We start from the raw sequence: 26,954 nt of genomic DNA, 5'->3' as shown, positions 1-26,954 counted from the left end.
GAAATAAAGAGGAAAACGTTTATTCCTCTTCTGAGATTTACCCTTCGCGTTCGATCAGCAGCGCTTCGAGCAGGTCGAGATCGTGCAGCAGTTTTTGCAGCGTCTCGTTGCTGATTTTCTGCGTGGCGCGCAGGTGATACAGCTCGCCGCGCTCGGCGCGCAGCGCCGTCAGGCGGAAACGCCGCTCGAGGTTTTCCATCGCCAGCGCATTCTCGATATCGTCTTTCGACGCGATGCGCCGCCGCAGCATGCCCGTCACCCGCGAGCTGACCTCTTTCAACACCTGCGGATCGAGGTTTTCTTCGGTATCGGCAACCAGGCGCTCTTCCATTTTATTCACGCTCTCAATCGCCACTTCGGCCGCCATGGCGATCGCCATGCGCTCTTCCTGCTTGCTGGCGCTCTTGTCGGTGACCTGCACGCCGCGCAGCAGCAGCGGCAACGCCAGCACGCCGACGATCAACGACAGCAGGATCACCCCGGCGGCGATAAACACCAGCTGATAGCGCGCCGGGAAGGCGGTGCCGTCGCTCAGCAACAGCGGTATCGACAGCACACCGGCCAGGGTAATCGCCCCGCGCACCCCGGCGAACGACGCCACCCACAGCTCACGCGTGCTGTAATCGCCGAACTGCAGCGGACGCTTTTTCATAAAGCGGTTGCTGGCCTTCTTCATCACCCACAGCCAGGTGAAACGCAGCACCAACAGCGCGGCGTAGATGGTGGCCACATCGGCGAACAGGTACCAGGTCTGGATGGTCGGATCCAGCTCCGCCTGCAGGATGGAGGTTTCAAGAATGCCCGGCAGCTGCAGGCCCAACATGATGAACACCATGCCGTTGAACACGAATTCCAGCATCGCCCACACGCTGTTGGCGCGCAGGCGCATCGCCAGCGGCGCGTTACGGATCACGCCGGACTGGCTGATGGTCATCCCCGCCGCCACCGCCGCCAGGATGCCGGAAACGCCGATATGTTCGGCGATCAGGTAGGACGCGAACGGCAGCAGCAGCAGGAACACGATCTGGGTCGCCGGATCGTCGCCGCTCCAGCGGCTCATCACCCGCAGCGATTTACTGTAGGTCCAGGTGACCGCTACGCCGGCCAGCAGGCCGCCGATCGCCACTTTGAGGAATTCAAGGGTCGCGCCGCCCACGGTGAACACCATGGTGCCCATCGCCACCGCGATGGCGAACTTGAGCGACACCAGGCCGGAGGCGTCGTTCATCAGCGCCTCGCCCTCGAGCACGCCCATGATCGGCTTGGGGATCCGCCCTTTGCCGACGATGCCGGACAGCGCCACGGCATCCGTCGGCGACAGCACCGCCGCCAGAGCGAAGGCCGCCACCAGCGGAATGCCCGGCACCATGGCGTAGATCAGATAACCGACGCCGACCACGGTGATCAGCACCAGCACCAGCGCCAGGCCGAGAATTTCACGCCCGTGATGCAGGAATTCGCGCGTCGGCGTTTTCCAGCCGTCGGCAAACAGCAGCGGCGGGATGAACAGCACCAGGAACAGTTCGGGATCAAAATCGACGTGCAGCCCGAAATGCGGCCAGGCCAGCAGGGCCCCGATGGCGATTTGCATCAGCGGCAGCGGCACCTGGAACGGCAACATGCGCGTCACCACCCCGGACAGGGAGACCACCAGGATCAAAATGAGGATTGTAAAAAAGATTTCCATGCTTTCCTTAGACTCTACGATTCAGACGACATCGGCTCAGGGCCTGCGTTGGTCACGATAGTAGATCACTTTTTTTACAGCCGTTAAAGCTTGTTGTGCCTTTCAAAACGCGGTGCAGAGCAGAAGAAGACTTATCTTAAGAAGGGAATTGCCGTAACAGGCTCCCCCGCCCGGCGGGCGAGGGAAACCCAAGCGGCTTAAATCGCCCAGCCGCCGGCGTAGAACGCCACCAGCGCCACGGCGATCAGCACGGTGCCGATGTTCAGCTTGCGCCATTCGCCGGAGAAGATGCGGCCGATGACCAGCGAGCTGAAGCCCAGCATGATGCCGGTGACGATATTGCAGGTCAGCACGATGAACACGGCGCACAGCAGGCCGGCCATCGCGTCGACGAAGTCATTGAAGTCCAGCTTGGTGACGTTGCTCAGCATCAGCAGGCCGACGTACATCAGCGCCGGCGCGGTGGCGTAGACCGGCACCAGATAGGCCAGCGGCGACAGGAACAGGATCAGCAGGAACAGAATGCCGACCACGGTGGCGGTCAGGCCGGTCTTGCCGCCCGCGGCGGTGCCGGCGGCGGACTCGATGTAAACCGCAGCGGGAGCGGCGCCCACCAGGCCGGAGAAGATGCTGCTCAGGGAATCCGAGGTCAGCGCCTTGCCGCCGTTGATGATCTGCCCGTCTTTATCCAGCAGGTTGGCCTGCCCGGCCACCGCGCGGATGGTGCCGGTGGCGTCGAACACCGCGGTCATCACCAGCGCCAGCACGCTCGGCAACACCACCGGCTGCAATGCGCCCATGATATCCAGGCTAAAGATCAACGATTTGCCGTCAGCGTCCGCCAGGCTCGGCATGGCGAACAGCCCCTGGTATTTCACCGCCGGGTCGAAGATCAGGCCGATGATGGAAATGGCGATGATCACCAGCAAAATGCCGCCGGGCACGCGCAGTTTCTCCAGGCCGAAGATCACCGCCAGGCCGACCAGCGTCATGACGACCGGGAAAGAGGTGAACGCACCGAGCGCCACCGGCAAGCCATCCAGCGGGTTCTTCACCACCAGGCCGACGCCGTTGGCGGCGATCAGCAGCAGAAACAGCCCGATGCCGATGCCGGTGCCATGCGCCACGCCCATCGGCAGGTTGCGCAGGATCCAGGCGCGGATGCCGGTGACCGAGATAATGGTAAACAGCACGCCCATCAGGAACACCGCGCCCAGCGCCACCGGAATGCTGATGTGCTGGCCCAGCACCAGGCTGAAGGCGGTAAAGGCGGTCAACGAGATCGCACAGCCGATGGCCATCGGCAGGTTAGCCCACAGCCCCATCAACAGCGACCCCAGACCGGCCACCAGGCAGGTGGAGACAAACACCGCCGCCGGCGGGAAACCCGCTTTGCCCAGCATGCTCGGCACCACGATCACCGAGTACACCATCGCCAGGAAGGTGGTCAGCCCCGCCACCACCTCCTGACGCACGCTGCTGCCGCGCGCGGAAATTTTAAAATAGCCATCAAGCCCGCCGGTTGGTTTTGCGGCGTGGTTCGCTTGAGAGTTCGACATAGGTTACTTCCCCTGTGTTTCATGAATCGGCCCGTCACAGCAGGCCTGTAATCTCGCCCGCGCCCGATCGCCACGTAATCGTTTACGTCACGTTCCGCATCCCTGCCCTTATGCCACACCGCCAACGGCGATGCGCACCCAGGCAAACGTTTAACTCGCAGCGCGCGGTACGGGTGATTTATGGTGGTTTATTCAAGGCAAACGATTATCCTGCCTTCCCTAGCGTCTAATCAACTAAAGATCGCGGCAATTTATGCAGAAAACGGCGGGAATGGCTTCTGCGCGAAAAGACGGGGCGATCCGGCGCCCCTGCCGACCTGCTTCACGGCGAGCTTATTGCGCCTGCACCGCCGCGGGATCCATATACATCAATTCCCAGATATGGCCGTCCAGGTCCTGAAATCCGTGGCCGTACATCACGCCATAGTCCCGCGGCGGATGATAGGTATTGCCGCCGCCGGCGATCGCCTTGCGCACCAGTTCGTCCACCGCCGCCCGGCTGGGTTGCGACAGGCACACCAACACTTCGGTGGCCTGTTTGGCGTCGCCGATCGGGTTCGGGGTAAACATCCTGAATTTGTCGTGGGTCAGCAGCATCACGTAAATCGTCTCGCTGACCACCATGCAGGCGGCGGTATCGTCGGTAAATTGCGGGTTGAAGCTGAAGCCAAGCTGGGTGAAAAACGCCATTGAGGCGGGCAGATCGCGTACGGGCAGGTTAACGAAGATTTGCGTAGCCATGGGCTACCTCCGATGAAGAATGACCCCATCGAGTATAGCCCATCCGCTTAACTCAGCAGGTCGTAAGGGCCGCCCTGCTCCAATGCCCGCTGGTAGGCGGGCCGGGCGTGAATGCGCTGCAGGAAGCCGCGCAGTTTCGGGCAATCATCCAACGCGCCGCGCGCCGCCATCGCCTCCAGCGGGAAGCTCATCTGAATATCCGCCGCGCTGAAGTCGTTGCCAACGAACCAACTGCCCTTATTCAGATGCTGTTCGAGGAATTCACAGTGCGGCGCGATCTGCTTGTCGAGGTATTCCCGCTGCACGCCTTTGCCGATCGCGCCGGCCACCGGCCGCAGCAGCCAGGGGATCGGCGGCTGGCCGAGACGGCTGAACACCAACTTCATCACCAACAGCGGCATCAGCGATCCTTCGGCGTAGTGCAGCCAGTAGCGGTATTGCTGACGCGCGTGGAAGTCGGTTGGCATAAACATGCCCTGTGCGTCGTAGGCTTCCTGCAAGTATTCGATAATGGCGCCGGATTCCGCCAGCGTCAGATCGCCATCGACGATCACCGGCGATTTGCCCAACGGATGGATCTTTTTCAGCGCCGGCGGCGCCAGCATGGTGTTGGGATCGCGCTCGTAGCGCTGCACCTGATAGGGCACGCCCAGCTCTTCCAGAAACCACAGAATGCGCTGCGACCGCGAGTGATTGAGATGATGAACGATGATCATGACGACGCTCCTGTCCGCTGCCACACCAGTTCGCCAACCTGCACGCCGTTGCCGAGCTGCAGCGGCACCGTGCGCAACGTCAGCCGATCGGCGTTAAAGGCGTAAAAACGCACCTGACGGCTGCCTATCCAATTGGGGAACGAGCAGCCTTCAACCTGATGCACCACCCGTTGCTCGCTTTCTTCCACCTGATAACGGCCGAAGTAGCAAATCATATTGATGAAGGCGGCATGGATCTCCCGCTCGGATCCCTGCGTCAAATCGTCGGCGACAAAACGCGGCCGCACGGCGCTGTATAGCTGCGCCGCCATCGTGCCGTTGGCCTCATAGTGGATGCGCCCCAACACCTGCTCGCCCAGCGGGTAATTGAGCTCGCCGTTCTGGTTTTTGAACGCCGACGACACCAACGCCCAACTGCCGATAAACGCATTCATCGTCATGACGCTTCTCCGGTTAAGGATCGTCTGTAAAGGGTAGTGGCGATTGTTGCCCCGCGCCAGCGGATGAAAAATAATCAATTTATTTGACGGAGATACTCAAAACTCTCCGATTTTTTATTCACATCCGGTGCACTAGTATTTAACACATCGAGAGACAACGGGCTCTCACCTAACAAACACTCTGAGGAACACATCATGAAAAACGTCAAAATTTTTGCTACCGCTGCGCTGCTGGCTACCGCTTCTTTCGCTACCTTCGCCGCTGACCTGCCTTCCAGCCAACCTGCTGCAGACGCCCAGAAGATCGGCGTCGTCACCGTGAGCGGCGCTGCTAACCTGAGCGCGCTGGAAAGCGAACTGGCCAGCAAAGCCGCCGCGTCGGGCGCCAGCGCCTACCGCATCGTCGCCGCCGGTGGTCAGAACAAACTGTACGGCACCGCAGAAATCTTCAACTGATCGTCGGACAGCCAACCGACGGAAGAAAGAAGCCCCGCAAGGGGCTTTTCTCGTTTTAGCGGGCGTCAAAGCGCGCCGCCAACTTCTGCAGGCGGAACTGTTCGGTGATGAAATCGACAAACACCCGGGTTTTGGTCGGTAAGAATTTGGTGGTGGGAAAATAGAGATACACGCTGCCGCGATCGACATACCAGCCCGGCAGAACCCGCATCAGACGGCCGCTTTCCAGATAAGGCGCCGCATTCGGCATGCCGATCAGCGCGATGCCCAATCCCATTTCCGCCGCCCGCGCCGCCGCTTCCGGTTCATTGACCGTCATGCTGACCGTCATCCCCGGCGCACGCTGCTCATTCTGGGCATTTCGCAGCGGCTGCTGGCGAATGCGCCCGGTCTGCGGCGAACGGATGAAAATCCCGGCGTGTTGCGCCAGTTGCTCCGGCTCCGTCAACGGCGGCCGCTGCCGCAAGTATTCTGCCGAAGCGACCAATACGCCATGCGCAGGCGCCAGCTCGCGAGCAATCATCCCCTGCGCCAACTCGATGCCGCCGCCCAGCGCAGCGTCAAAGTTCTCACCGATCAGATCCACCTGGCGATTGTCGAAATGCCAGTCCGGTACAATCGCCGGGTACTGCGTCAAAAACATCGGCAGCATCGGCAACACGAAGTGCAGGCCGAAGGCGGTGCCCATGCTGACCTTCAAGCCGCCGGCCGCCGCGCCGCCGCCGCTGCTCAACCCCTTCAATGCACACTGGATCGATTGCAACCCGCCGCTCACCTCACTGAGAAAACGCTCGCCTGCTTCGGTGAGGATCAACTTGCGGGTATTGCGTTGAAACAGCCGCACGCCGACCACCGCCTCCAGCCGGGTGACATTCTTGCTTACCGCCGCCGGGCTGAGGCCCAGCTTGCGGCCGGCGGCGGAGAAACTGCCGTTTTCCGCGCTGCTGACGAAGCACTCCAGATGTCCCAGCATGCTTTTTCCTTATGGATTTTAAACTAATGGTTTTAACTGATTATAGCTCTTTGTGGCTAGTGGCCGTGCAAGCGATCTCCGATACTGAATGCCGACACTTTACCCTCATCCACTCTGGAGAAATAACATGACCACAGCACTCCCACTGCAAGGCAAAGTCGCATTCGTTCAGGGCGGTTCCCGCGGCATCGGCGCCGCCATCGTTAAACGCTTGGCGAGCGAGGGCGCCGCCGTCGCCTTTACCTACGCCGCCTCGGCCGATCGCGCCGAAGCGGTGGCGAGCGCCGTTACCGCCGCCGGCGGCAAAGCCCTCGCCATCAAGGCCGACAGCGCCGATGCTGCGGCGCTGCAGCAGGCGGTTCGCCAAGCGGTGAGTTACTTCGGCAACCTGGATATTCTGGTGAACAACGCCGGGGTATTTACGCTGGGCGGCACCGAGGAACTGGCGCTGGACGACCTGGATCGCATGCTGGCGGTCAACGTACGCAGCGTATTCGTCGCCAGCCAGGAGGCGGCGCGCCACATGAACGACGGCGGCCGTATCATCCACATCGGCAGCACCAACGCCGAGCGCGTGCCGTTCGGCGGCGCGGCGGTGTACGCGATGAGCAAATCGGCGCTGGTCGGGTTGACCAAGGGCATGGCGCGCGATCTCGGCCCACGCGGCATCACCGTCAATAACGTGCAGCCCGGCCCGGTGGACACCGAAATGAACCCGGACGCCGGCGAGTTCGCCGATCAGCTCAAGCAGCTGATGGCGATCGGCCGTTACGGCAAAGATGAAGAAATCGCCGGTTTCGTCGCCTACCTGGCGGGCCCGCAGGCGGGTTATATCACCGGCGCCAGTCTGAGCATCGACGGCGGCTTCTCGGCGTAGCGCTCAAAGCCCCGCAAGGGGCTTTTTTTTCATTCGCTCCCCGACGACCGCTTCTCACCTCGCACGGCATATTCGGCCTTGAAAGACAATAATAGAATTAGTTTATGCGCAAAAATGGAATAGTTTATTGACGATTCTGTTATTTATTCACCAGGCCGACGTCTTTATCCTTCGCTCCATCGTGTCGTACCGGACACCCTTATTTTTCGAACCTTCGAACACAGGATAAAGATATGAAAACCATGACCACCGTTATTTCACTCGCTCTGTTTTCCATGCTGTCGTTTAACGCCGCGGCAGAAAGCGTGACCGCAACCGGCAGAACACTGGATTCCACCGAAGCCCTCATCGCTAAAAAAGCGCAAGAAGCCGGCGCAAGCGGCTACAAAATTACCAGCGCCTACATGGGCAATTTCGTCACCATGAGTGCAGAACTGAAAAAATAATGCGTTTAGCGATAACGCCGTGCATACGGCGTTATTCATTACCGCATGATTAAGGAAATCATCGCCGGGCGCCTTTTTAAAAATTACGCTGGCGTACCCAGTACACAGAAAAAATGAGCCGTTCCCTCACCGGTTATTATTCGGCGGCCTCACGCCGCCAATTTCCGGAGGCTCACTTTCATTCGCCCTGCAATACTCCGTTATATCATTGTATCGCCTCTCCCTCTTGCTGCCCTTGCTGGCCGCAGTGCCCACGCACGCCGCAGAATCCGCCGCGCAGTCGTCAGACTGGTATCCTTCCGTTTACGGCGCAAAAGACGAAATCGGCGCGGCCAACCTGCTCACGCCTGAGGTCGTATTACAGTCCGTGCAGTTGGTAAAACAAGGTAAGACATTGCCATTGGCGGTGCCCGTCGATAAAGATTTCCCGGCGTTCCGCCACCGCAGCTTCCGCTTATATAATATTCAGCCTGGTCAGCAGGATGGTAAAACGCTTGGCCCAAATAAATTCACCTTTAATGATGAATTGGTGAATGCCTGGACCGGCGTCGGCACTCAGTTGAATGGCATTGGCCATATCGGCATCGACAATGTTTATTATAACGGCAATAAGGCGGCGGATTTCGTCACCGTAGATGGCGTGAAAAAATTGGGCGTGGAAAAAGTGCCGCCCATGGTCACACGCGGCGTCGTACTCGATATGACGGCTTATTATAATAAAGCGATCGTTCCGGGCGGCACCGAATTTTCCGTTGCGGATATTCAAGCGGTGCTTAAAAAGCAGGGCATCAGTTTACGCAAAGGCGACGTTGTCTTGTTCAACACCGGCTGGCTGGAGCTGATTGGCAAAGACAATAAAAAGTTCCTGGAAGTTGAACCGGGTATCGGCATGGAAGCGGCGAAATGGTTGGCCGACCAAGGCATCGTGGCCTTCGGCGGTGATACCTGGGCCTCCGAAGTTTACCCTAACCCGAAAAATGACGAAGAGTTCCCGGTCAACCAGTACCTGCTGGCCAAACGCGGCGTCTATAACCTGGAGCTGATCGACAGCCGCCCGCTGGTACGCACAAAAACCTGGGAATTCCTGTTCGTGCTGGGGCAACCGCTGTATGTCGGTTCAACCCAGGTCAATATCAACCCGGTAGCAATTTACTGATTGGCGACACCGCCGCAGAAAATCAGCGGCTAACGAACACAAAAAACCCCGCCTGAGCGGGGTTTTTTTAGCGCTGTTGCCAGGCTTAGAACGGAATATCGTCGTCGAAATCCATTGGTGGTTCGTTGCTGGTCGCCGGTGCGCTGTTCTGCGCCGGGCGAGACTGCTGCTGGCCGCCGCTGAACTGGTTGCCGCCCTGTGGCTGCTGAGGCTGGCCCCAACCGCCCTGGCCGCCGGCAGATTGACCGGCCGGTGCACCGCCGCCCTGACGGCCGCCCAGCATCTGCATGGTGCCGCCGACGTTAACCACGATCTCGGTGGTGTAGCGATCCTGGCCGCTCTGATCCTGCCATTTACGGGTCTGCAGGGAGCCTTCGATGTAGACCTGAGAGCCTTTACGCAGGTATTCACCCGCCACTTCGGCCAGTTTGCCGAACAGCACAACGCGGTGCCATTCGGTCTTCTCTTTCTGTTCGCCGGTCGCCTTGTCACGCCAGCTTTCGGAGGTCGCCAGGGTAATGTTGGCCACTGCGCCGCCGTTCGGCATGTAACGGACTTCTGGATCCTGACCCAGATTCCCGACCAGAATTACTTTGTTTACGCCTCTGCTGGCCATGAGCACTTCTCCCGATGATTGATTTCTACACAGTATAAACGCGTCAGTTTACCACGCTGAGTACGAAACCACACCCGTGTTGAGATAAGTGCGAATTGCATTCCAGAATTGTCTTTTCGATCGACCTTGTTGCATTCGCATACTGGATATTCATTCAGGTTTTTTTGTGTCATAATTATGCGTTTCGACCTGGCTGTGCCGGTTTTTTGCGAGATCCATCACAAAATCCCCCGCAAAAATCGCGACAGGCGCGGTGTATCATCAAGACGGGAAGTGTAAATGGACAATATCGAAGTTCGTGGTGCTCGAACCCATAATCTGAAAAACATCAACCTGATCATCCCGCGTGACAAACTGATCGTCGTCACCGGCCTGTCCGGTTCCGGCAAGTCTTCGCTGGCTTTCGATACGCTGTATGCCGAAGGGCAGCGGCGTTATGTCGAATCACTCTCTGCCTATGCGCGCCAGTTCCTGTCGCTGATGGAAAAACCGGACGTCGATCATATCGAAGGCCTGTCGCCGGCGATCTCCATCGAGCAGAAATCCACCTCGCACAACCCGCGCTCCACGGTCGGCACCATTACCGAGATCCACGACTACCTGCGCCTGCTGTTCGCCCGCGTCGGCGAGCCGCGCTGCCCGGATCACCATGTTCCGCTGGCGGCGCAGACCGTCAGCCAGATGGTCGACAACGTGCTGAGCCAGCCGGAAGGCAAGCGCCTGATGCTGCTGGCGCCGGTGGTGAAAGACCGCAAGGGCGAGCACACCAAAACGCTGGAAAACCTGGCCGCCCAGGGCTATATCCGCGCGCGCATCGACGGCGAAGTGTGCGATCTGTCCGATCCGCCGAAGCTGGAGCTGCAGAAGAAACACACCATCGAAGTGGTGGTCGACCGTTTCAAGGTGCGCGACGACATGGCGCAGCGCCTGGCCGAATCGTTCGAAACCGCGCTGGAACTGTCCGGCGGCACCGCGGTGGTGGCGGACATGGACGACGAAAAAGCGGACGAGCTGCTGTTCTCCGCCAACTTCGCCTGCCCGATCTGCGGCTACAGCATGCGCGAGCTGGAACCGCGCCTGTTTTCCTTCAACAACCCGGCCGGCGCCTGCCCGACCTGCGACGGCCTGGGCGTGCAGCAGTTCTTCGATCCGGATCGCGTGGTGCAAAACCCCGAGCTGTCGCTGGCCGGCGGCGCGATCCGCGGCTGGGATCGCCGCAACTTCTATTACTTCCAGATGCTGCGCTCGCTGGCGGAGCACTATGAGTTCGACGTCGAAGCGCCATTCAACACCCTGAGCGCCAACGTGCAGAAGGCGGTGCTGAGCGGCTCCGGCAAAGAGTCTATCGAGTTCAAATACATCAACGATCGCGGTGATACCACCGTGCGCCGCCATCCGTTCGAAGGCGTGCTGCACAACATGGAGCGCCGCTATAAAGAGACCGAGTCCAGCGCGGTGCGCGAAGAGCTGGCGAAGTTCATCAGCAACCGCCCTTGCGCCTCGTGCCACGGCACTCGCCTGCGTGAAGAAGCGCGCAACGTGTTTGTCGAAGACACCACGCTGCCGGAGATCTCCGATCTGAGCATCGGCCATGCGATGACCTTCTTCCAGAACATGAAGCTCAGCGGCCAGCGCGCCAAAATCGCCGAGAAAGTGCTGAAAGAGATCGGCGACCGCCTGAAATTCCTGGTGAACGTCGGCCTGAACTACCTGTCACTGTCTCGCTCGGCGGAGACGCTCTCCGGCGGCGAAGCGCAGCGAATCCGTTTGGCCAGCCAGATTGGCGCCGGCCTGGTGGGTGTGATGTACGTGCTGGATGAGCCGTCGATCGGCCTGCACCAGCGCGACAACGAGCGCCTGCTGGAAACGCTGATCCACCTGCGCAACCTCGGCAACACGGTGATCGTGGTGGAGCATGACGAAGACGCCATCCGCGCCGCCGATCACGTGATCGACATCGGCCCCGGCGCCGGCGTACACGGCGGCCAGGTGGTGGCGGAAGGTACCGTCGACGACATCATGGCGCAGCCGGAATCGCTGACCGGCCAGTTCCTCAGTGGCAAGCGCGAGATCGCCATTCCGGCGCAGCGCGTGCAGGCCGATCCGACCAAGGTGCTGAAGCTGAGCGGCGCGCGCGGCAACAACCTGAAAGACGTGACGCTGACGCTGCCGGTCGGTCTGTTTACCTGCATCACCGGCGTGTCCGGCTCCGGCAAATCGACGCTGATCAACGATACGCTGTTCCCGATCGCCCAGCGCCAGCTCAACGGCGCCACCATCGCCGAACCGGCGCCGTTCCGCGAAGTGACCGGCCTGGAGCATTTCGACAAGGTGATCGACATCGATCAGAGCCCGATCGGCCGCACGCCGCGCTCCAACCCGGCCACCTACACCGGCATCTTCACCCCGGTGCGCGAGCTGTTCGCCGGCGTGCCGGAATCGCGCAGCCGCGGTTACACGCCGGGCCGTTTCAGCTTCAACGTCAAGGGCGGGCGCTGTGAAGCCTGCCAGGGCGACGGGGTGATCAAGGTCGAGATGCACTTCCTGCCGGACATCTACGTGCCGTGCGACCAATGCAAGGGCAAGCGTTATAACCGCGAAACGCTGGAAGTGAAGTACAAGGGCAAGAGCATCCACGAAGTGCTGGAGATGACCATCGAAGAAGCGCGCGATTTCTTCGACGCGGTGCCGGCGCTGGCGCGCAAGCTGCAGACCCTGATGGATGTCGGCCTGTCCTACATCCGCCTCGGCCAGTCGGCCACCACGCTCTCCGGCGGTGAAGCGCAGCGCGTCAAGCTGGCGCGCGAACTGTCGAAGCGCGGCACCGGCCAAACGCTGTATATCCTCGACGAACCGACCACCGGTCTGCACTTCGCCGATATCCAACAGCTGCTGGCGGTGCTGCATCAGCTGCGCGATCAGGGCAACACCATCGTGGTCATCGAGCATAACCTGGATGTGATCAAGACCGCCGACTGGATCGTCGATCTGGGGCCGGAAGGCGGCAGCGGCGGTGGCGAGATCCTGGTCGCCGGCACGCCGGAAACGGTCGCCGACTGCGAGAAATCGCACACCGCACGCTTCCTGAAGCCGCTGTTGAACCAGTAATGTCACCGGCGTGCGGGCCGTCGCTCAGGCGGTCCGCACGCTGCCCCGTTTCCCCGCAATAGAACAGAAACAGGCAAGATTTCGACATTTTCAGGCATTTCCCTCCGCGCTCACCGCTTCTATCATCAATGTTCCCTCGGCGGCCGTCCTGTCTGATTCAGGCCGCGTCTCGCCGGCACTTCGCTGCCGGTCAAACGTTGTCCCCCCTACATTGATAACTGGAGCGACCATGAACATTACCCATGCCTATGCCGCGCATGACGCGAAGTCTGCGCTGGTGCCTTTCGATTACCAGCCGCGCGCCCTGCGCGACCACGATGTGCAGATTCAGGTGTTGTTCTGCGGCGTCTGCCACTCGGATCTGCACCAGGCGCGCAATGAATGGAGCAATACGATTTACCCGGTGGTGCCGGGCCACGAAATCGTCGGCCGCGTTAGCGCCGTCGGCGACCATGTCTCGCGTTACCGGATCGGCGATCTGGTCGGCGTCGGTTGCATGGTGGATTCCTGCCGCAGCTGCCCGAGCTGCGATGAGGGGCTGGAACAGTATTGCGAGAACGGCTTTACCGGCACCTATAACGGCCAGGATCGCCACACCGGCGCCGTGACCTACGGCGGCTACTCCACCAATCTGGTGGTGGATCAGGACTTCGTGCTGCGCGTGCCGGAAAACCTCGATCCGGCCGGCGTCGCGCCGCTGCTGTGCGCCGGCATCACCACCTATTCGCCGCTGCGCCAGTGGGGCGCGGGGCCAGGCAAAAAGGTCGGAATCGTCGGGCTCGGCGGGCTGGGGCACATGGGCGTCAAACTGGCGCGGGCGATGGGCGCGCATGTGGTGCTGTTCACCACCTCGCCGTCGAAAATCGAAGACGCGAAGCGCCTCGGCGCCCATGAAGTGGTGATTTCGCGCAACCCGGATGAGATGGCGCAGCACGTCAACAGCTTCGACTTCATCCTCAACACGGTAGCGGCTCAGCACGATCTGAACCCGTTCCTCAACTTGCTGCGCCGCGACGGCACCCTGACGCTGGTCGGCGCGCCGGAGCACGATCATCCGTCACCGCAGGTGTTCAACCTGATCATGAAGCGCCGCCGCATCGCCGGTTCGCTGATCGGCGGCATCGCGGAAACGCAAGAGATGCTGGACTTCTGCGGGCAGCACGGCATCACGTCGGATATCGAGCTGATCCCGATGCAGCAAATTAATGAGGCCTATGAACGCATGCTGAAAAGCGACGTGAAGTACCGCTTCGTGGTGGATATCGACTCGCTGCGCGCCTGATGACGGCGGGCGCCCGGCGGCACCCGTTTTTTTATAGCTGCTTGATGATCCTGGCCGGGTTGCCGCCCACCACGCAATTGGCCGGCACGTCTTTGGTCACCACCGCGCCGGAGGCCACGACCGCATTATCGCCGATGGTCACTCCCGGATTGATCACCGCGCGCCCGCCGATCCACACGTTGTCGCCAATCCTGACACTCTTACCGAACTCCGCCCCGCCGACGCGAGTCTCGGCGTCCAGCGGATGGGTGGCGGTATAGATATGCACGCCCGGCGCCAGCAGGCAGTTGTCGCCGATATGCACCTCGCATACGTCGAGGATCACGCAGTCGAAGTTGGCATAGAAGTTCTTGCCGAGATAGATGTTATAGCCGTAGTCGCAGCGGAAGGTCGGCTCGATGGTGCCGCCCTGATAGCGGCCCAGCAACTCACCCAGCCATTGTTTGCGCAGCTCGCCCTCTTCCGGCGAAGAGTAGTTATAGCGATGCGTTAGCTGGCGTGCGCGCCGGCGTTCGCTGCGCAGCAGTTCATCGCCGGCGTCGTACAGTTCCCCGGCGATCATCTTGCGCTTTTCTTCGCTCATGGCCATGTCGGCCTCCTTCATCCGCGTGTCTTGAATGCCCAAGCGTAGCTGTTTTAGTGCCGCAATAAAAAGGGAACGTTCCCAAACCCAGGTCGCGATCACGCTTTAACATGAAAAAAACAGAAGAAAAACGGGCGGCGCCGCCGCCCGGCAATCAGGCGCGCAGTTCCTGGCGCACGTGTTCGGGCAGGCCGTCCACCACCAGCTGATAGGAGCTGTCGATCAGCGTGTAAAACTGCGAGTTCGGCAGATTGCCGTCGAGAAACACCGTATTCCAGTGCGCCTTGTTCAGACCGTCGCAGGCGACGATCTCCGGATGGTGTTCACGCAGGCTTTCCGCCAGCTCCGGGCTGGACTTGACCGCCAGCGCCGGCCGCCCTTCGACCTCGCACACCATGGCGAACATCACGTCGCCCACCTTGATCTGGCTGGCCTGCCACTGGTTCTGGTCGCTCTGCTCCGCGCCCGGCTTCGCCATGCAGTACTCCAGCAATGCGCTGTTATTCATTGGGTTATTCCCCCTGTAACGTGGCCACAATACGGCGTGCTCCGCCGTGGATGCGGTGCTCTCCCAGCCAGATGCCCTGCCATGTGCCCAACATCAGCCGCCCGTGCCTGACGGGCAGCGTCAAGGAAGCGCCCAGCAGCGAGGATTTGATGTGCGCCGGCATGTCGTCCGGCCCTTCGTAGTCATGCTGATAGGGTGCGTTTTCCGGCACCTGACGCAGGAAATGCTGCTCCATATCGGCTCGCACCGTGGGATCGCAGTTCTCGTTGAGCGTCAGCGAGGCCGAGGTGTGCTGCAGCAACAGATGCAGCAGGCCGGTTTGCAGGCGGTGTAAGTGGGTTAACTGGTTGACTATCTCGTCGGTAACCAGATGAAAGCCACGCGCTTTTGCGCTGAGGATTAGCGTTTGCTGATGCCACATGAGTGAGCGCCCCTCAATCAGTATATTCTCTCTCCGGTTTGCGGCAACTTCGGCGGCGCGCCGGCAATAAAAAAGGAGCGATATCGCTATCGCTCCCGATCAACGTCCGTTCAGACTAACAGGCGTTACTGCACCGCGGCAAACGCCTCGGCCACCTGACGCACGTTGTTGTGGTTCAGGCCGGCCACGCACATGCGGCCGCTGTGGATCAGGTAGACGCCGAACTCTTCACGCAAGCGATCGACCTGCGCCGCGCTGAAGCCGGTGTAGCTGAACATGCCGCGCTGCGCCAACAGGTAATCAAAGTTGCGCTGCGGCAGCGCGCTCTTCAGCGTGTCCACCAGCGCGTGACGCATCTCGAGAATGCGGGTGCGCATGCTCTCCACTTCGTCCAGCCATTGGGTTTTGAGCTGGGCGTCGTTCAGCACCTTGGCCACCAGCTGCGCGCCGAAGTTCGGCGGGCTCGAGTAGTTGCGGCGCACGGTGGCCTTCAGCTGGCCCAGCACGCGCCCGGCCGCCTCTTCGCTTTCGCACACCACCGACAGGCCGCCGACGCGCTCGCCGTACAGCGAGAAGATCTTCGAGAACGAGTTGCTCACCAGGCACGGTAAACCGGCCGCCGCGATGGCGCGAATAGCGTAAGCATCCTGCTCCATGCCGCCGCCGAAGCCCTGATAGGCGATGTCGAGGAACGGAATGATTTCACGTTCGGCGATCACCTTGACCACCTCATCCCACTGGGCGGGGGTCAGGTCGGAACCGGTCGGATTGTGGCAGCACGGGTGCAGCAGCGCGATGCTGTGCTTCGGCAGCTGTTTCAGCGCGGCCAGCATGGCGTCGAACTTCACGCCCAGGCTTTCGCTGTCGAAATATGGATAGGTATTCACTTTGAAACCGGCGCCGCTGAAGATGGCGACGTGGTTTTCCCAGGTAGGATCGCTGACCCACACCTGCGAATCCGGGAAATAGCTTTTCAGGAAGTCGGCGCCCACTTTCAACGCGCCGGAACCGCCGACGGTCTGAATGGTGGCGATGCGCCCCTGCTGCAGCATCGGGTGCTGCGCGCCGAACAGCAGCTGCTGGATGGCGGAACGGTAAGACTGCAGCCCTTCCATCGGCAGGTATACCGAGGCGCCATGCTCGACGCTGTTCAACTGCGCTTGCGCCGCGGCGACCGCCCGCATCTGCGGAATGATGCCCTGCGCATCGTAGTACAGGCCGATGCTCAGGTTCACCTTGTGCGCGCGCGGGTCTTGTTTGAATTTTTCCATCAGCGACAGAATGGGATCGCCGGCATAGGCGTCAACGTTCTGGAACACGGGGTTTTTCTCCTGGTTTATTGTGGTTTTGGGCACAGCGTTACGTTCCTAATATAGACGGAAAAGCGCATTCGGTTTTAGCTTTATCTCGCCACCGGCAATAAACCGTTTTCCTTGATGCGATTGAGCACCACCGCCGTTTTGATATGCGCCACGCTTTTGTGCGGCGACAGCGTCTGGCTGATGAACTCGCTCAGCGCCGGCAGGTCCGCCACCGCCACTTTGAGCAGGTAATCGGCGTCGCCGGTGGTCTTGTAAGCGTCCAGGATCGCGTCCACTTCCTCCAGCATCTGATGAAAGCTATCGATCTGCTCCTGCGCGTGCGTGATCAGGCTGACTTCGATCAGCCCCACCAATCCCAGGCCGACCGCCTCTGGCGCCAGCCGCGCGTGGTAACCGCGGATCAGCTGCGCCTGCTCCAGGCTGATGCGCCGCCGCGAACATTGGGAGGCGGAGAGCCCCACCAGCTCGCTCAGCTCCTGATTGGTCAAACGGCCGTTGGCCTGTAACAGCGTCAGGATTTTCATATCAAAATCGTCAATGTTGTACATAGCCACCTGTAAACTGTGTTAATAAATGTTGACGTTACAGCCTACCAGTTTTTTTACCGTTGCCGACGTCACACCCTGGCGCTTAAATCGCGTACAGCAGCAACGCCCGGCGTTTTCGCCGGTAAGTGGCATAAAAAACGGCTAACTCATGCAGGCAAACGACAATTAACGGCGAAGTAACGCATAAAACCACGAATGTATAAAAAGGACGCCAGATGAAAAAGTTACTCCCTCTCGCGCTGCTGCTCGCCGCCGGCAGCGCCGGTGCGCAATCCCACCTGGACAAAGTGCTGCAGCAAAAGACCCTGGAGGTCTGCACCACCGGCGACTACAAGCCCTACACCTTCCTCAAGGAAGACGGCGGCTATGAAGGCATCGATATCGACATGGCGGAATCGCTGGCGAAGAGCCTGGGCGCCAAGGTGAAGTGGGTGAAAACCAGCTGGAAAACCCTGACGCCGGACTTCGTCTCCGGCAAGTGCGACATCGCCATGGGCGGCATCTCCGTCACGCTGGAGCGGCAAAAGCAGGTGTTCTTCGCCGACAAGCTGGATACCGACGGCAAAATTCCGCTGGTGCGCTGCACCGACGTGAAGAAATACCGCACGATAGAACAGATCAACAAACCGTCGGTGCGTCTGCTGGAACCGGCGGGCGGCACCAACGAAGCCTTCGTGCACGCCTATCTGCCGAAGGCCAAGCTGACGCTGACGCACGACAACATGAGCATTTTCCAGCAGCTGGTGGATCGCAAAGCGGACGTGATGATCACCGACGCCTCCGAGGCGCTGTACCAGCAGAAGCGCTATCCGAAGCTGTGCGCGGTGAATCCGACCAAACCGATGCAGTACGGCGAAAAGGCCTACATGCTGCCGCGCGACGATCTGAGCTGGAAACTGTATGTGGATCAGTGGCTGCACCTGGCCAAGGCGACCGGCGAGTATCAGAAGGTTATCGACAAGTGGTTGGCGGTAAAGAAGTAACCCGCTGAGAAACGGGGCCGACGCGCGTCGGCCCCTGCGGCGTATCAGTCGCCGATGTATTCCATCGCCACGCGCTGCGTGAGCTTGGTGATCAGTTCATAAGCGCTGATACCGGTACAGGCGGCGATGCGCTCGACCGGCAACGCCGGCCCCCACAGCACCGCGTCATCCCCCACCTTATCGGCGGCGTCCGGCCCGAGATCGACCGAAATCATGTCCATCGACACCCGGCCGACGATCGGCACCTCGCGGCCGTTAATGAGGATCGGCGTGCCGGTCGGCGCGCTGCGCGGGTAACCGTCGCCGTACCCCATCGCCACCACGCCAAGACGAGTATCGCGCGGACTTACCCAGGTGCCGCCATAGCCCACCGCTTCGCCGGCCTGGTGCTCGCGCACCGCGATCAGGCTGGATTTCAGGGTCATCGCCGGCAGCAGGCCATGCCCGGCGCCGCTGCCGTTATCCAGCGGCGATACGCCGTACAGAATGATGCCTGGGCGTACCCACTCGTTGTGGGCATCCGGCCACAGCAGCGTGCCGCCGGAGGCGGCGACCGAGCGCTGGCCCGGTTTGCCGCGCGCGAACTGCTCGAAGCAGGCGATCTGTTTCAGGGTAGCGTCGGACTCCGGCTCATCGGCGCGGCTGAAGTGGCTCATGATATTGACCGGCTGCGCCACGTTGCGGCAGGCGCACAGGCGCTGATAAAACGCCTCCGCCTGCTCGGGGCGCACCCCCAGCCGATGCATGCCGGTATCGAGCTTCATCCACACCGGCACCGGACGCGCCAGCTCGGCCTGCTCCAACGCTTCGAGCTGTTCGATGCTGTGCACCGCGGTTTCGATGTTGTTCGCCACCAGCACCGGCAGGTCTTCGGCGCTGAAGAAGCCTTCCAGCAGCAGGATCGGTTTGACGATGCCGCCGGAGCGCAGCATCAGCGCCTCGCCGATGCGCGCCACACCGTAGCAGTCGGCGTCTTGCAGGGTATGTGCTGTTTCCAGCAGGCCATGTCCATAAGCGTTTGCTTTCACAACGGCAATCAGGCGGCTTTGCGGCGCCTGGCGGCGCACCTGTTGCAGATTATGTCGCAGAGCGCGGCGGTCGATTACAGCGGTTGCCGCTTTCATTTCAGTTCCTTAGCTGATTATTCGTCATCGTATTGTGGCCCCGCGTAGTTATCGAAACGCGACCACTGGCCGTTAAAGGTAAGGCGCACGGTGCCGATCGGGCCGTTACGCTGCTTACCGATAATAATTTCCGCGATCCCTTTCAGATCGCTGTTCTCGTGATACACCTCATCACGATAGATGAACATAATCAGGTCGGCATCCTGCTCGATAGAGCCGGATTCACGCAGATCGGAGTTGACCGGGCGTTTGTCGGCGCGCTGCTCCAGGCTGCGGTTCAGCTGCGACAGCGCCACCACCGGCACCTGCAGCTCTTTCGCCAGCGCCTTCAGCGAGCGCGAAATCTCGGCGATCTCCAGCGTACGGTTGTCGGACAGGGCCGGCACGCGCATCAGCTGCAGGTAGTCGATCATGATCAGGCTAAGCCCGTCGTGCTCGCGGAAAATACGCCGCGCGCGCGAGCGCACTTCGGTCGGCGTCAGGCCGGAGGAGTCGTCGATGTACATGTTGCGCTTCTCCAGCAGGATGCCCATGGTGCTGGAAATGCGCGCCCAGTCCTCATCGTCGAGCTGGCCGGTACGGATGCGCGTCTGATCCACGCGCGACAGCGACGCCAGCATACGCATCATGATCTGTTCGCCGGGCATCTCCAGGCTGAAGATCAGCACCGGTTTTTCCTGGGTCATCGCGGCGTTTTCGCACAGGTTCATGGCGAAGGTGGTTTTCCCCATCGATGGACGGGCGGCGACGATGATCAGATCGGACTTTTGCATGCCCGCGGTTTTCTTGTTGAGGTCCTGATAGCCGGTATCGACCCCGGTCACGCCGTCGTGCGGCTGCTGATACAGCTGCTCGATGCGCGACACGGTGTCTTCCAGGATGCGTTCGATGCCCTTCGGGCCCTCGTCTTTGCTGGCGCGGTTCTCGGCGATTTGGAATACGCGGGATTCCGCCAGATCGAGCAGGTCTTCGCTGCTGCGCCCCTGCGGATCGTAGCCGGCGTCGGCGATCTCGTTAGCCACCGAGATCATTTCGCGCACCACCGCGCGCTCGCGCACGATGTCGGCGTAGGCGCCGATGTTGGCGGCGCTCGGGGTGTTTTTCGACAGCTCGGCCAGGTAGGCAAAGCCGCCGACCGAGTCCAGCTCGCCCTTCTGCTCCAGCGATTCGGACAGGGTGATGAGGTCGATAGGCTTGCTCATCTCCAGCAGACGCTGCATCTCGGTAAAGATCAGGCGATGCGGGCGGCTGAAGAAGTCGTTGGCGACCACGCGCTCCGCCACGTTGTCCCAACGCTCGTTATCCAGCATCAAACCGCCCAACACCGACTGCTCGGCCTCCAGCGAGTGCGGCGGCATCTTCAGCCCTTCCATCTGACGATCTCTGGAACGCTCTCTGGTTTCGTCCGCGTTTGTTTTGTTGGTTGGTTTTTTTCCTGCCATGAAACGTAGTCTTTATCCGGTTGCGAATGAAGGATCCTGACGCGAGAGTATACGTGATTTTTGCGTCATAACCGATGCAAAAAAGGTATTGGCCCCCGCACGGGCGAACTGGATCTCCGCGACTAAAAAGAATAGGGTGAAATCAGACACTCCAACGAGGTAACGACATGGCCAAGCGCATTCAATTCTCCGCCACCGGCGGGCCGGAAGTCTTGCAATACGTTGATTTTACACCGCTCGATCCGGCCGCCGGCGAAGTGCAGATCGAGAACAAGGCGATCGGCATCAACTACATCGACACCTATGTGCGCAGCGGGCTATACGCGCCGGCCAGTCTGCCGAGCGGCCTCGGCACCGAGGCGGCCGGCGTGGTGGTCAAGGTCGGCGCCGGGGTCAGCGCGATCAAACCGGGCGACCGGGTGGTGTATGCGCAGTCGTCGCTCGGCGCCTACAGCGAAGTCCACAATGTGCCGGAAGAAAAAGTGGCGCTGCTGCCGCACAACCTCAGCTTTGAGCAGGGCGCCGCTTCTTTCCTGAAAGGGCTGACGGTGCATTACCTGCTGCGCCAGACCCACGACGTGCAACCGGGTGAAGTGTTCCTGTTCCATGCCGCCGCCGGCGGGGTTGGGCTGATCGCCTGCCAATGGGCCAAAGCGCTGGGCGCGCGCCTGATCGGCAGCGTCGGCTCCGACGAGAAGGCCGCGCTGGCGAAACAGGCCGGCGCCTGGGCCACCATCAACTACCACAAAGAGGATATCGCCCAGCGGGTGGCCGAGCTGACGCACGGCGAGAAGGTTGGCGTGGTGTACGATTCGGTGGGGCAAAGCACCTGGCAGGCCTCGCTCAACAGCCTGAAGCGGCGCGGCCTGATGGTCAGCTTCGGCAACGCCTCCGGCCCGGTGACGGGAGTCGATCTGGCGCTGCTGAATCAGAAGGGCTCGCTGTACGTCACCCGCCCTTCCCTAAACGGTTACATCACCAACCGCGCCGAGCTGCAGTACGCCAGCAATGAGCTGTTCTCGCTGATCGGCAGCGGCGCCATTCGGGTGGAAGTGAGAGACGAGCAGAAATTCGCGCTGGCCGACGCCCAGCGTGCGCACCAGGTGCTGGAAAGCCGCAGCACCAGCGGTTCCAGCCTGCTGATCCCCTGATAGAAGCCAAAGAAAAGGGCTCCTTGCGGAGCCCTTTCTGTTACTGCGTTTTGTAGGGGTAGAGCAGAGTCCGCCAGAGACAGGGGTTGCTTTAGCAACACGAATTTTAGGTGTCTCTCACGGTGATGAAATGGGTCGCATCACTGCATCGACCAACATCCTAACAGCCCCGTCCGGCAAAAAACACGCTTTATGTGCCACATCGCCGGGGAAAACTGCCAAGCTGTGATCGCTGCCGCATTAGCGTGGCGGGCAGTTATGCAAGTTTCATCGCGACTGACTGATTATTCAGCAAAAAATCAGTAACGCCTGACCTGGGGTTTCTGCATTGAACGGTAAATCCATACCCCAACCACCGCCAAAATCAGCCACGGCAGCAGCTTGATGACCACCGCGAATAACCCGCCCAACAACATGAACGCCGCCGCCGCCAACAGCGCAGCGAAGATCCCCAGCAGCGAGATGCCGGTCACCATCAGCATCACCACAAAGCCAATGAGAAAGAAGATTTCCAACATGATTGCTCCTTTGCAATGCAACGTATCTGCAGAGTGAATTACAAGAAGCGTGCCAGAATGGCGGAAGGGCTAACCTATTGAAAAAATGGGGAAGGCATCCGGCAGTGCGCCGAATGCCTGGTGAAAAAGACTAACTGTTGGTCAAATTTTTTCGGCTACGCCATTTCGACACGCGGCTGGCGCACCAACGCCAGCGCCTGCTCCACCACCCGCGCATCGGCGCCCGGCTTGTGGGCGTTCTCGCTCAGATGGCGACGCCACTGGCGCGCGCCCGGCACGCCCTGGAACAGACCGAGGATATGGCGAGTAATGTGGCCGAGATAGGTGCCGTTGGACAGCTCGCGCTCAATATACGGATACAGCGCTTCGACGATCGCCACGCTGTCCGGCACCGCGGTCTGCGCGCCGAACAGTTCGCTGTCGACCCGCGCCAGGATGCCCGGATTCTGGTAAGCCTCGCGCCCCATCATCACGCCGTCCAGATGCTGCAAGTGCTGTTGCGCCTCTTCCAGCGTTTTCACTCCACCGTTGATGGCGATGGTCAGCGCCGGGAAATCCCGCTTCAGTTGATAAACCCGCGGGTAGTCCAGCGGCGGCACTTCGCGGTTCTCTTTCGGGCTGAGGCCAGAGAGCCAGGCTTTGCGAGCGTGGATGGTGAACATGTCGCACTCGCCACGCCCGGCGACGGTCTGGATAAAGTCGCACAGGAAAGCGTAGCTGTCCTGATCGTCGATGCCGATGCGGGTCTTCACCGTCACCGGAATCGATACGACGTCGCGCATCGCCTTGATGCAGTCGGCGACCAGCGTCGCCTGCCCCATCAGGCAGGCGCCGAACATACCGTTTTGCACCCGATCGGACGGGCAGCCGACGTTGAGGTTAATCTCGTCATAACCGCGCTGCTCCGCCAGTTTGGCGCAGTGCGCCAGCGCGGCCGGATCGCTGCCGCCCAGCTGCAGCGCCACCGGGTGCTCTTCTTCGCTGTAGGCCAGGTAGTCACCCTTGCCGTGGATGATCGCGCCGGTGGTCACCATTTCGGTGTACAACAGCGTTTCCTTGGTCAGCAGGCGGTGGAAGTAACGGCAATGACGATCGGTCCAGTCGAGCATTGGCGCGATGGAGAAACGATTGGCGGCGTAGGTTGGGGCGTGGTTGTCTTTCGTCATGCTGAGTTACTGGCTACCTGAGTCTGTCTGGGTTCAACGAACGGCGCGCGGCCGCAAACGGCTATTATAACGACAATCGACGCCGTTGGGAAAACCGCCTTGCCGGTGGCGTAAATAAGTGGGGGTAAGGCGAATAAATTCACTCGTTCAGGTGTTATCTCATTACGGGCGCGCACGGCGCCTCTGCCTTGAGGACACAACCATGAACAGCTTCATTAAACGCCTGCTGGCATCGGCCATTGCCGGCTGCCTGCTGTTTTCCGGCGCGGCGCTGGCGATGGGCGGCGACGGCAGCGGCCAAACCCCGCCGACCTGTCCGAAAGGCCAGGTTTACGACAGTAAAACCCAGACCTGCACGGTGGATAAAGGCAGCAAAGTCGACGACGCCGACCGCACTAACTATGCCTATGCACTGGCGAAAAGCGGCCGCTATCAGGAAGCGATCGATATGCTCAACACGCTGAAAAATCCCAACACCGCCGTCGCACTGAATTATCGCGGCTACGCCACGCGCAAACTGGGCCGCACCGATGAGGGTATCGGCTATTATTTAAAATCAGTGGCCCTCGATCCGAAATACCCCAAAGTGCGCGAGTACCTGGGGGAAGCCTATATGCTGAAAGGGCGGCCCGACCTGGCGCGCCAACAGCTGCAGGTGATCCAGTCGCTGTGCGGCACCGGGTGCGAGGAGTACCGAGATTTGGCGGCAGCCATCGACCGCCATCCGGAATCTTGATCCGACGCGCCTGCGGAGGTGACTATCAGCGGCGATGCGATACGCGATGAACTCGGCCACTATCTCTCCCGCCTGTGGCGCTATGCGCTGGTGCTTTCGCACCGGCGGGATGTCGCCGACGACCTGGTGCAGGCAACCTGCGTGCGTGCGCTGGAGCGCGCCGCGCAATTCACCCCCGGTTCACACCTGGATCGCTGGTTGTTTGCCATCTTGCACTCTATTTGGCTCAATGAAGTTCGCGCCCAGCATCGTCGTCAGGGGCAAGGCTGCATGGCGGCGGAAGAGCTTGGCGATGCGGACAACGGTGAACAGCCGGTCTGGCTCAATGAAGTGATGCGGCGCGTAAGCCGATTGCCGGCGGCCCAGCGCAACGCGCTGTTTCTGGTGTATGTCGAAGGGCTGTCCTACCGGGAAGCGGCGAAAGTGCTGGCGGTGCCAATCGGCACCGTCATGAGCCGCCTGGCGGCCGCACGCCTGGCCTTGGCCGATGACCGCCAGTTGCCAAACGACGATTCGCACCGTAAGAAGCCCCCTCCTCCGCCCTTGCCCCGCACTCGCCGATAAACCGCTGGCCGCCGATTCGTGTTAAGCGGCCTATTCCAACGCGCGGATAACCCGGCACGGTTGCCCCAGCGCCAGCACATTGGCCGGAATGTCGCCGGTGACGATGCTGCCCGCACCGATAGTCGTGCCATCGCCGATGGTCACTCCCGGCAGGATCACCACGTTGCCGCCGATCCACACGTTGCTGCCGATAGACACCGGCTGCGCCGAGGTGCGGAAAGGAAAAGCCGGGTCACCGGTAAAGCGTTCACCGGCCTTCAGCGGATGACTCGGCGTGTAGATTTGTACGTTGGGGCCGATCAGCGTGTTGTCGCCGATGGTGATGGTGTTGCAGTCGAGGAACACCGCATTGACGTTGATAAAACAGTTTTTACCGATGCGGACATGCTGCCCGTAGTCGCACCAGAATGGCGTTTCGATCCAGCTCGCCTCACCCCAGTTGCCGAACAGCTCGCCGAGCAGGCGATTTTTCTCGTCCGCCTGATGCGAGTCCAGCGCCCCCAGGCTTTTGGTCAACGCCCTCGCCCGATGGTACAGGGCGATCAGTTCTTCATCGCGGCTGTTGTATTCCAGGCCGCTTAACAGCTTCTCTCTTTCCGTCATCACACAGGGCTCCTGCTCATCACGCGAGTGAAAGGCGTTATACCGCTCTCGCCCGCTGCTCTCCAGCGCTAAAACCGGCAACGTTGATCTACCGCCCGGCGGAGGGGAAAAGTTGTGATGCATCTCTCTTTTAGCGCACTCAGCGCGCCTTTCTCTGCGCTATCCTCAGGGGAAAAGGGGGCAACTCTCGGCGATTCGCCGTAATCATGGTAAAATCGGCTTTTTTACGTACCGGGATATTTGCGATGAACTCAACCACCCAGGAAAAGCTGCTGGCGCAGGCGGAACGCCTCTGCCAGCAACGCAATGTGCGATTGACGCCGCAACGGCTGGAAGTGCTGCGTCTGATGACTCAGCAACCCGGTGCAATCAGCGCTTATGACCTGCTCGATCTGCTGCGCGTCGCCGAACCGCAGGCCAAGCCACCGACGGTCTACCGCGCGCTGGATTTTCTGCTGGAGCAAGGGTTTATCCATAGGGTGGAGTCCGCCAACAGCTACGTGCTGTGCCACCATTTCGAACAGCCGATGCATACGTCCGCGCTGTTTATCTGCGATCGCTGCGGCCAGGTGACCGAACGCACCACCGAAGGCGTGGAGGAAACGCTGCAGAAGCTGGCGCAGGAGGCCGGATTTGCGCTGCGGCACAGCGTGGTGGAAGCGCACGGCCTGTGCGCCGGTTGCGTTGAAGTTGAAGCTTGTGACAGCAAGCATGACTGCGCCGAACACGATCACAGCATCGCCATCAAGAAGAAGTAAGACGAAGTCAGGTACTTCCCTGTACCTGCGGCCGGGGCGCCAGAGGATGGGGCGACGCCGGCCTGCGCTGTTGCCGGCCGCCGTCAGTGGCGGCCCTGCGTGTTACCAGCGGTGTTTGGTGTGATCTTCCCAGGCCTTCACCTCTTTTTCGGCCGCCTCTTTCTGGTAACCGTAGCGCTCCTGGATTTTGCCGACCAGCTGTTCGCGTTTCCCTTCGATGACCGTCAGATCGTCATCGGTCAGCTTGCCCCATTTCTCTTTCACTTTGCCTTTCAGCTGCTTCCAGTTACCGTCGGCTTGATCTTTATTCATAGTCTCTCCGTTAACCTGTGGTGAATCAGTGATCCCTGTTGCCGGCCGGGGTTAACCAGAAGTTTTTCTGGCTGATGCTTCCTTCACCTTAAGAAGCACCGCTCCCCTTCATTTACCAGCCACATGATTCATTATAGTTAAACATGGAAATAAAAAAG

The 26,954-nt window shown here is 60.5% G+C and carries 29 protein-coding genes; 11 read left to right on the top strand and 18 right to left on the bottom strand.

Going from position 1 to position 26,954, the window contains the following annotated elements; all coding sequences use genetic code 11:
• Window positions 1-37: 37 nt before the first annotated feature.
• From ACJ8IJ_RS12045 to ACJ8IJ_RS12025, 5 genes are all read right to left on the bottom strand, one after another.
• The gene (locus ACJ8IJ_RS12045; protein ID WP_004936822.1) at window positions 38-1,687 is read right to left on the bottom strand and encodes a Na+/H+ antiporter; all 1,650 of its coding nucleotides are present in this window, start codon (window positions 1,685-1,687) and stop codon (window positions 38-40) included.
• A 197-nt stretch (window positions 1,688-1,884) separates the two neighbouring features.
• Entirely contained in the window at window positions 1,885-3,246 is a 1,362-nt protein-coding gene (locus ACJ8IJ_RS12040; protein WP_004936819.1) for an NCS2 family permease, read from the bottom strand.
• Window positions 3,247-3,579: 333 nt separating this feature from the next.
• Window positions 3,580-3,987: a VOC family protein gene (locus ACJ8IJ_RS12035; RefSeq protein WP_004936816.1), complete on the bottom strand. Its 408-nt coding sequence runs from the start codon at window positions 3,985-3,987 to the stop codon at window positions 3,580-3,582.
• Between the two features lie 47 nt (window positions 3,988-4,034).
• The gene (locus tag ACJ8IJ_RS12030) at window positions 4,035-4,703 is read right to left on the bottom strand and encodes a glutathione S-transferase family protein (RefSeq protein ID WP_004936814.1); all 669 of its coding nucleotides are present in this window, start codon (window positions 4,701-4,703) and stop codon (window positions 4,035-4,037) included.
• Complete coding sequence (locus ACJ8IJ_RS12025; protein WP_015379208.1) at window positions 4,700-5,143, bottom strand: lipocalin-like domain-containing protein; 444 nt, start codon at window positions 5,141-5,143, stop codon at window positions 4,700-4,702. The genes ACJ8IJ_RS12030 and ACJ8IJ_RS12025 overlap by 4 nt, the downstream gene beginning before the upstream one ends.
• A 195-nt stretch (window positions 5,144-5,338) precedes the next feature.
• Here ACJ8IJ_RS12025 and bhsA point away from each other — a divergent pair, with 195 nt between their 5' ends.
• Window positions 5,339-5,599: a multiple stress resistance protein BhsA gene (gene bhsA / locus ACJ8IJ_RS12020; RefSeq protein ID WP_004936809.1), complete on the top strand. Its 261-nt coding sequence runs from the start codon at window positions 5,339-5,341 to the stop codon at window positions 5,597-5,599.
• A gap of 55 nt (window positions 5,600-5,654) precedes the next feature.
• On the opposite strand, the gene ACJ8IJ_RS12015 is transcribed toward bhsA, so the two are convergent.
• Window positions 5,655-6,572, bottom strand: a complete 918-nt coding sequence (locus ACJ8IJ_RS12015; protein WP_442518728.1) for a LysR family transcriptional regulator — start codon at window positions 6,570-6,572, stop codon at window positions 5,655-5,657.
• A 127-nt stretch (window positions 6,573-6,699) separates the two neighbouring features.
• Between ACJ8IJ_RS12015 and ACJ8IJ_RS12010 the strand changes: the two genes are divergently transcribed.
• From ACJ8IJ_RS12010 to ACJ8IJ_RS12000, 3 genes are all read left to right on the top strand, one after another.
• Entirely contained in the window at window positions 6,700-7,449 is a 750-nt protein-coding gene (locus tag ACJ8IJ_RS12010; protein WP_442518729.1) for a 3-oxoacyl-ACP reductase family protein, read from the top strand.
• Window positions 7,450-7,682: 233 nt separating this feature from the next.
• Window positions 7,683-7,895, top strand: coding sequence for a DUF1471 domain-containing protein (locus ACJ8IJ_RS12005; protein WP_004936800.1), 213 nt, complete (start codon window positions 7,683-7,685; stop codon window positions 7,893-7,895).
• Between the two features lie 226 nt (window positions 7,896-8,121).
• Entirely contained in the window at window positions 8,122-9,051 is a 930-nt protein-coding gene (locus ACJ8IJ_RS12000; RefSeq protein ID WP_442518730.1) for a cyclase family protein, read from the top strand.
• An 85-nt stretch (window positions 9,052-9,136) separates the two neighbouring features.
• Here the strand turns inward: ACJ8IJ_RS12000 and ssb1 are convergent, their stop codons facing one another.
• Window positions 9,137-9,667 carry a single-stranded DNA-binding protein SSB1 gene (ssb1, locus tag ACJ8IJ_RS11995; protein WP_004936793.1) on the bottom strand — a complete coding sequence of 177 codons (531 nt, stop codon included), beginning with the start codon at window positions 9,665-9,667 and terminating at the stop codon, window positions 9,137-9,139.
• 279 nt (window positions 9,668-9,946) lie between these two features.
• On the opposite strand from ssb1, the gene uvrA reads away from it, so the two are divergent.
• Window positions 9,947-12,775: an excinuclease ABC subunit UvrA gene (gene uvrA / locus ACJ8IJ_RS11990; RefSeq protein ID WP_015379213.1), complete on the top strand. Its 2,829-nt coding sequence runs from the start codon at window positions 9,947-9,949 to the stop codon at window positions 12,773-12,775.
• A 229-nt stretch (window positions 12,776-13,004) separates the two neighbouring features.
• Window positions 13,005-14,057 carry an NAD(P)-dependent alcohol dehydrogenase gene (locus ACJ8IJ_RS11985; protein ID WP_004936787.1) on the top strand — a complete coding sequence of 351 codons (1,053 nt, stop codon included), beginning with the start codon at window positions 13,005-13,007 and terminating at the stop codon, window positions 14,055-14,057.
• A 31-nt stretch (window positions 14,058-14,088) separates the two neighbouring features.
• Here the strand turns inward: ACJ8IJ_RS11985 and maa are convergent, their stop codons facing one another.
• From maa to ACJ8IJ_RS11960, 5 genes are all read right to left on the bottom strand, one after another.
• Window positions 14,089-14,646 (bottom strand): maltose O-acetyltransferase, encoded by a 558-nt coding sequence (gene maa, locus ACJ8IJ_RS11980; protein WP_131165453.1) that lies wholly within the window; start codon window positions 14,644-14,646, stop codon window positions 14,089-14,091.
• 148 nt (window positions 14,647-14,794) lie between these two features.
• The gene (locus ACJ8IJ_RS11975; RefSeq protein ID WP_004936783.1) at window positions 14,795-15,148 is read right to left on the bottom strand and encodes an MmcQ/YjbR family DNA-binding protein; all 354 of its coding nucleotides are present in this window, start codon (window positions 15,146-15,148) and stop codon (window positions 14,795-14,797) included.
• 4 nt (window positions 15,149-15,152) lie between these two features.
• Entirely contained in the window at window positions 15,153-15,569 is a 417-nt protein-coding gene (locus tag ACJ8IJ_RS11970; protein ID WP_004936779.1) for a secondary thiamine-phosphate synthase enzyme YjbQ, read from the bottom strand.
• 125 nt (window positions 15,570-15,694) lie between these two features.
• Entirely contained in the window at window positions 15,695-16,888 is a 1,194-nt protein-coding gene (locus ACJ8IJ_RS11965) for an amino acid aminotransferase (protein ID WP_041922290.1), read from the bottom strand.
• Between the two features lie 83 nt (window positions 16,889-16,971).
• The gene (locus ACJ8IJ_RS11960) at window positions 16,972-17,439 is read right to left on the bottom strand and encodes an Lrp/AsnC family transcriptional regulator (protein WP_004936775.1); all 468 of its coding nucleotides are present in this window, start codon (window positions 17,437-17,439) and stop codon (window positions 16,972-16,974) included.
• 215 nt (window positions 17,440-17,654) lie between these two features.
• On the opposite strand from ACJ8IJ_RS11960, the gene ACJ8IJ_RS11955 reads away from it, so the two are divergent.
• Window positions 17,655-18,422 carry a transporter substrate-binding domain-containing protein gene (locus ACJ8IJ_RS11955; RefSeq protein ID WP_442518731.1) on the top strand — a complete coding sequence of 256 codons (768 nt, stop codon included), beginning with the start codon at window positions 17,655-17,657 and terminating at the stop codon, window positions 18,420-18,422.
• Between the two features lie 44 nt (window positions 18,423-18,466).
• Here the strand turns inward: ACJ8IJ_RS11955 and alr are convergent, their stop codons facing one another.
• Window positions 18,467-19,546, bottom strand: a complete 1,080-nt coding sequence (gene alr / locus ACJ8IJ_RS11950; RefSeq protein ID WP_442518732.1) for an alanine racemase — start codon at window positions 19,544-19,546, stop codon at window positions 18,467-18,469.
• A 17-nt stretch (window positions 19,547-19,563) separates the two neighbouring features.
• A complete protein-coding gene (gene dnaB / locus ACJ8IJ_RS11945; RefSeq protein ID WP_025160134.1) occupies window positions 19,564-20,988 on the bottom strand; it encodes a replicative DNA helicase in 1,425 nt (474 codons plus the stop codon).
• Window positions 20,989-21,155: 167 nt separating this feature from the next.
• Here dnaB and ACJ8IJ_RS11940 point away from each other — a divergent pair, with 167 nt between their 5' ends.
• Window positions 21,156-22,139 carry a quinone oxidoreductase gene (locus ACJ8IJ_RS11940; RefSeq protein WP_015379219.1) on the top strand — a complete coding sequence of 328 codons (984 nt, stop codon included), beginning with the start codon at window positions 21,156-21,158 and terminating at the stop codon, window positions 22,137-22,139.
• A 299-nt stretch (window positions 22,140-22,438) separates the two neighbouring features.
• Here the strand turns inward: ACJ8IJ_RS11940 and pspG are convergent, their stop codons facing one another.
• Together pspG and dusA are read right to left on the bottom strand one after the other, a co-directional pair.
• Complete coding sequence (pspG, locus tag ACJ8IJ_RS11935) at window positions 22,439-22,657, bottom strand: envelope stress response protein PspG (RefSeq protein ID WP_004936761.1); 219 nt, start codon at window positions 22,655-22,657, stop codon at window positions 22,439-22,441.
• A 155-nt stretch (window positions 22,658-22,812) separates the two neighbouring features.
• Complete coding sequence (dusA, locus tag ACJ8IJ_RS11930) at window positions 22,813-23,823, bottom strand: tRNA dihydrouridine(20/20a) synthase DusA (protein WP_019453217.1); 1,011 nt, start codon at window positions 23,821-23,823, stop codon at window positions 22,813-22,815.
• 202 nt (window positions 23,824-24,025) lie between these two features.
• Here dusA and ACJ8IJ_RS11925 point away from each other — a divergent pair, with 202 nt between their 5' ends.
• Both ACJ8IJ_RS11925 and ACJ8IJ_RS11920 read left to right on the top strand, forming a co-directional pair.
• Window positions 24,026-24,559, top strand: a complete 534-nt coding sequence (locus ACJ8IJ_RS11925) for a tetratricopeptide repeat protein (protein WP_049189122.1) — start codon at window positions 24,026-24,028, stop codon at window positions 24,557-24,559.
• Between the two features lie 18 nt (window positions 24,560-24,577).
• Entirely contained in the window at window positions 24,578-25,123 is a 546-nt protein-coding gene (locus ACJ8IJ_RS11920; RefSeq protein WP_021505140.1) for an RNA polymerase sigma factor, read from the top strand.
• A gap of 30 nt (window positions 25,124-25,153) precedes the next feature.
• On the opposite strand, the gene ACJ8IJ_RS11915 is transcribed toward ACJ8IJ_RS11920, so the two are convergent.
• Window positions 25,154-25,726: a sugar O-acetyltransferase gene (locus tag ACJ8IJ_RS11915; protein WP_004936750.1), complete on the bottom strand. Its 573-nt coding sequence runs from the start codon at window positions 25,724-25,726 to the stop codon at window positions 25,154-25,156.
• Between the two features lie 245 nt (window positions 25,727-25,971).
• Between ACJ8IJ_RS11915 and zur the strand changes: the two genes are divergently transcribed.
• Window positions 25,972-26,484 carry a zinc uptake transcriptional repressor Zur gene (zur, locus tag ACJ8IJ_RS11910; protein WP_015379223.1) on the top strand — a complete coding sequence of 171 codons (513 nt, stop codon included), beginning with the start codon at window positions 25,972-25,974 and terminating at the stop codon, window positions 26,482-26,484.
• A 102-nt stretch (window positions 26,485-26,586) separates the two neighbouring features.
• Here the strand turns inward: zur and ACJ8IJ_RS11905 are convergent, their stop codons facing one another.
• Window positions 26,587-26,796 (bottom strand): CsbD family protein, encoded by a 210-nt coding sequence (locus ACJ8IJ_RS11905; RefSeq protein ID WP_004936743.1) that lies wholly within the window; start codon window positions 26,794-26,796, stop codon window positions 26,587-26,589.
• Window positions 26,797-26,954 lie beyond the last annotated feature (158 nt).

The sequence above is a fragment of the Serratia sp. CY40230 genome (genome assembly GCF_052168835.1).
GTDB classification, from domain to species: domain Bacteria; phylum Pseudomonadota; class Gammaproteobacteria; order Enterobacterales; family Enterobacteriaceae; genus Serratia; species Serratia nematodiphila.
This window is presented reverse-complemented; position numbering and strand designations above follow the sequence as displayed.

Bases quoted from the DNA above. Each gene is read 5' to 3' on its own strand.
- ACJ8IJ_RS12030 (WP_004936814.1), bottom strand. From the start codon at position 4,703: ATGATCATCGTTCATCATCTCAATCACTCGCGGTCGCAGCGCATTCTG.
- ACJ8IJ_RS11975 (WP_004936783.1), bottom strand. From the start codon at position 15,148: ATGAATAACAGCGCATTGCTGGAGTACTGCATGGCGAAGCCGGGCGCG.
- maa (WP_131165453.1), bottom strand. From the start codon at position 14,646: ATGGCCATGAGCGAAGAAAAGCGCAAGATGATCGCCGGGGAACTGTAC.
- ACJ8IJ_RS12010 (WP_442518729.1), top strand. From the start codon at position 6,700: ATGACCACAGCACTCCCACTGCAAGGCAAAGTCGCATTCGTTCAGGGC.
- ACJ8IJ_RS12035 (WP_004936816.1), bottom strand. From the start codon at position 3,987: ATGGCTACGCAAATCTTCGTTAACCTGCCCGTACGCGATCTGCCCGCC.
- ssb1 (WP_004936793.1), bottom strand. From the start codon at position 9,667: ATGGCCAGCAGAGGCGTAAACAAAGTAATTCTGGTCGGGAATCTGGGT.
- ACJ8IJ_RS11905 (WP_004936743.1), bottom strand. From the start codon at position 26,796: ATGAATAAAGATCAAGCCGACGGTAACTGGAAGCAGCTGAAAGGCAAA.
- dnaB (WP_025160134.1), bottom strand. From the start codon at position 20,988: ATGGCAGGAAAAAAACCAACCAACAAAACAAACGCGGACGAAACCAGA.
- dusA (WP_019453217.1), bottom strand. From the start codon at position 23,823: ATGACGAAAGACAACCACGCCCCAACCTACGCCGCCAATCGTTTCTCC.
- bhsA (WP_004936809.1), top strand. From the start codon at position 5,339: ATGAAAAACGTCAAAATTTTTGCTACCGCTGCGCTGCTGGCTACCGCT.
- ACJ8IJ_RS11955 (WP_442518731.1), top strand. From the start codon at position 17,655: ATGAAAAAGTTACTCCCTCTCGCGCTGCTGCTCGCCGCCGGCAGCGCC.
- zur (WP_015379223.1), top strand. From the start codon at position 25,972: ATGAACTCAACCACCCAGGAAAAGCTGCTGGCGCAGGCGGAACGCCTC.
- ACJ8IJ_RS11960 (WP_004936775.1), bottom strand. From the start codon at position 17,439: ATGTACAACATTGACGATTTTGATATGAAAATCCTGACGCTGTTACAG.
- ACJ8IJ_RS12040 (WP_004936819.1), bottom strand. From the start codon at position 3,246: ATGTCGAACTCTCAAGCGAACCACGCCGCAAAACCAACCGGCGGGCTT.
- ACJ8IJ_RS12045 (WP_004936822.1), bottom strand. From the start codon at position 1,687: ATGGAAATCTTTTTTACAATCCTCATTTTGATCCTGGTGGTCTCCCTG.
- ACJ8IJ_RS11985 (WP_004936787.1), top strand. From the start codon at position 13,005: ATGAACATTACCCATGCCTATGCCGCGCATGACGCGAAGTCTGCGCTG.
- ACJ8IJ_RS11940 (WP_015379219.1), top strand. From the start codon at position 21,156: ATGGCCAAGCGCATTCAATTCTCCGCCACCGGCGGGCCGGAAGTCTTG.
- ACJ8IJ_RS12025 (WP_015379208.1), bottom strand. From the start codon at position 5,143: ATGACGATGAATGCGTTTATCGGCAGTTGGGCGTTGGTGTCGTCGGCG.
- ACJ8IJ_RS11970 (WP_004936779.1), bottom strand. From the start codon at position 15,569: ATGTGGCATCAGCAAACGCTAATCCTCAGCGCAAAAGCGCGTGGCTTT.
- alr (WP_442518732.1), bottom strand. From the start codon at position 19,546: ATGAAAGCGGCAACCGCTGTAATCGACCGCCGCGCTCTGCGACATAAT.
- ACJ8IJ_RS12005 (WP_004936800.1), top strand. From the start codon at position 7,683: ATGAAAACCATGACCACCGTTATTTCACTCGCTCTGTTTTCCATGCTG.
- uvrA (WP_015379213.1), top strand. From the start codon at position 9,947: ATGGACAATATCGAAGTTCGTGGTGCTCGAACCCATAATCTGAAAAAC.
- ACJ8IJ_RS12015 (WP_442518728.1), bottom strand. From the start codon at position 6,572: ATGCTGGGACATCTGGAGTGCTTCGTCAGCAGCGCGGAAAACGGCAGT.
- ACJ8IJ_RS11915 (WP_004936750.1), bottom strand. From the start codon at position 25,726: ATGACGGAAAGAGAGAAGCTGTTAAGCGGCCTGGAATACAACAGCCGC.
- pspG (WP_004936761.1), bottom strand. From the start codon at position 22,657: ATGTTGGAAATCTTCTTTCTCATTGGCTTTGTGGTGATGCTGATGGTG.
- ACJ8IJ_RS11925 (WP_049189122.1), top strand. From the start codon at position 24,026: ATGAACAGCTTCATTAAACGCCTGCTGGCATCGGCCATTGCCGGCTGC.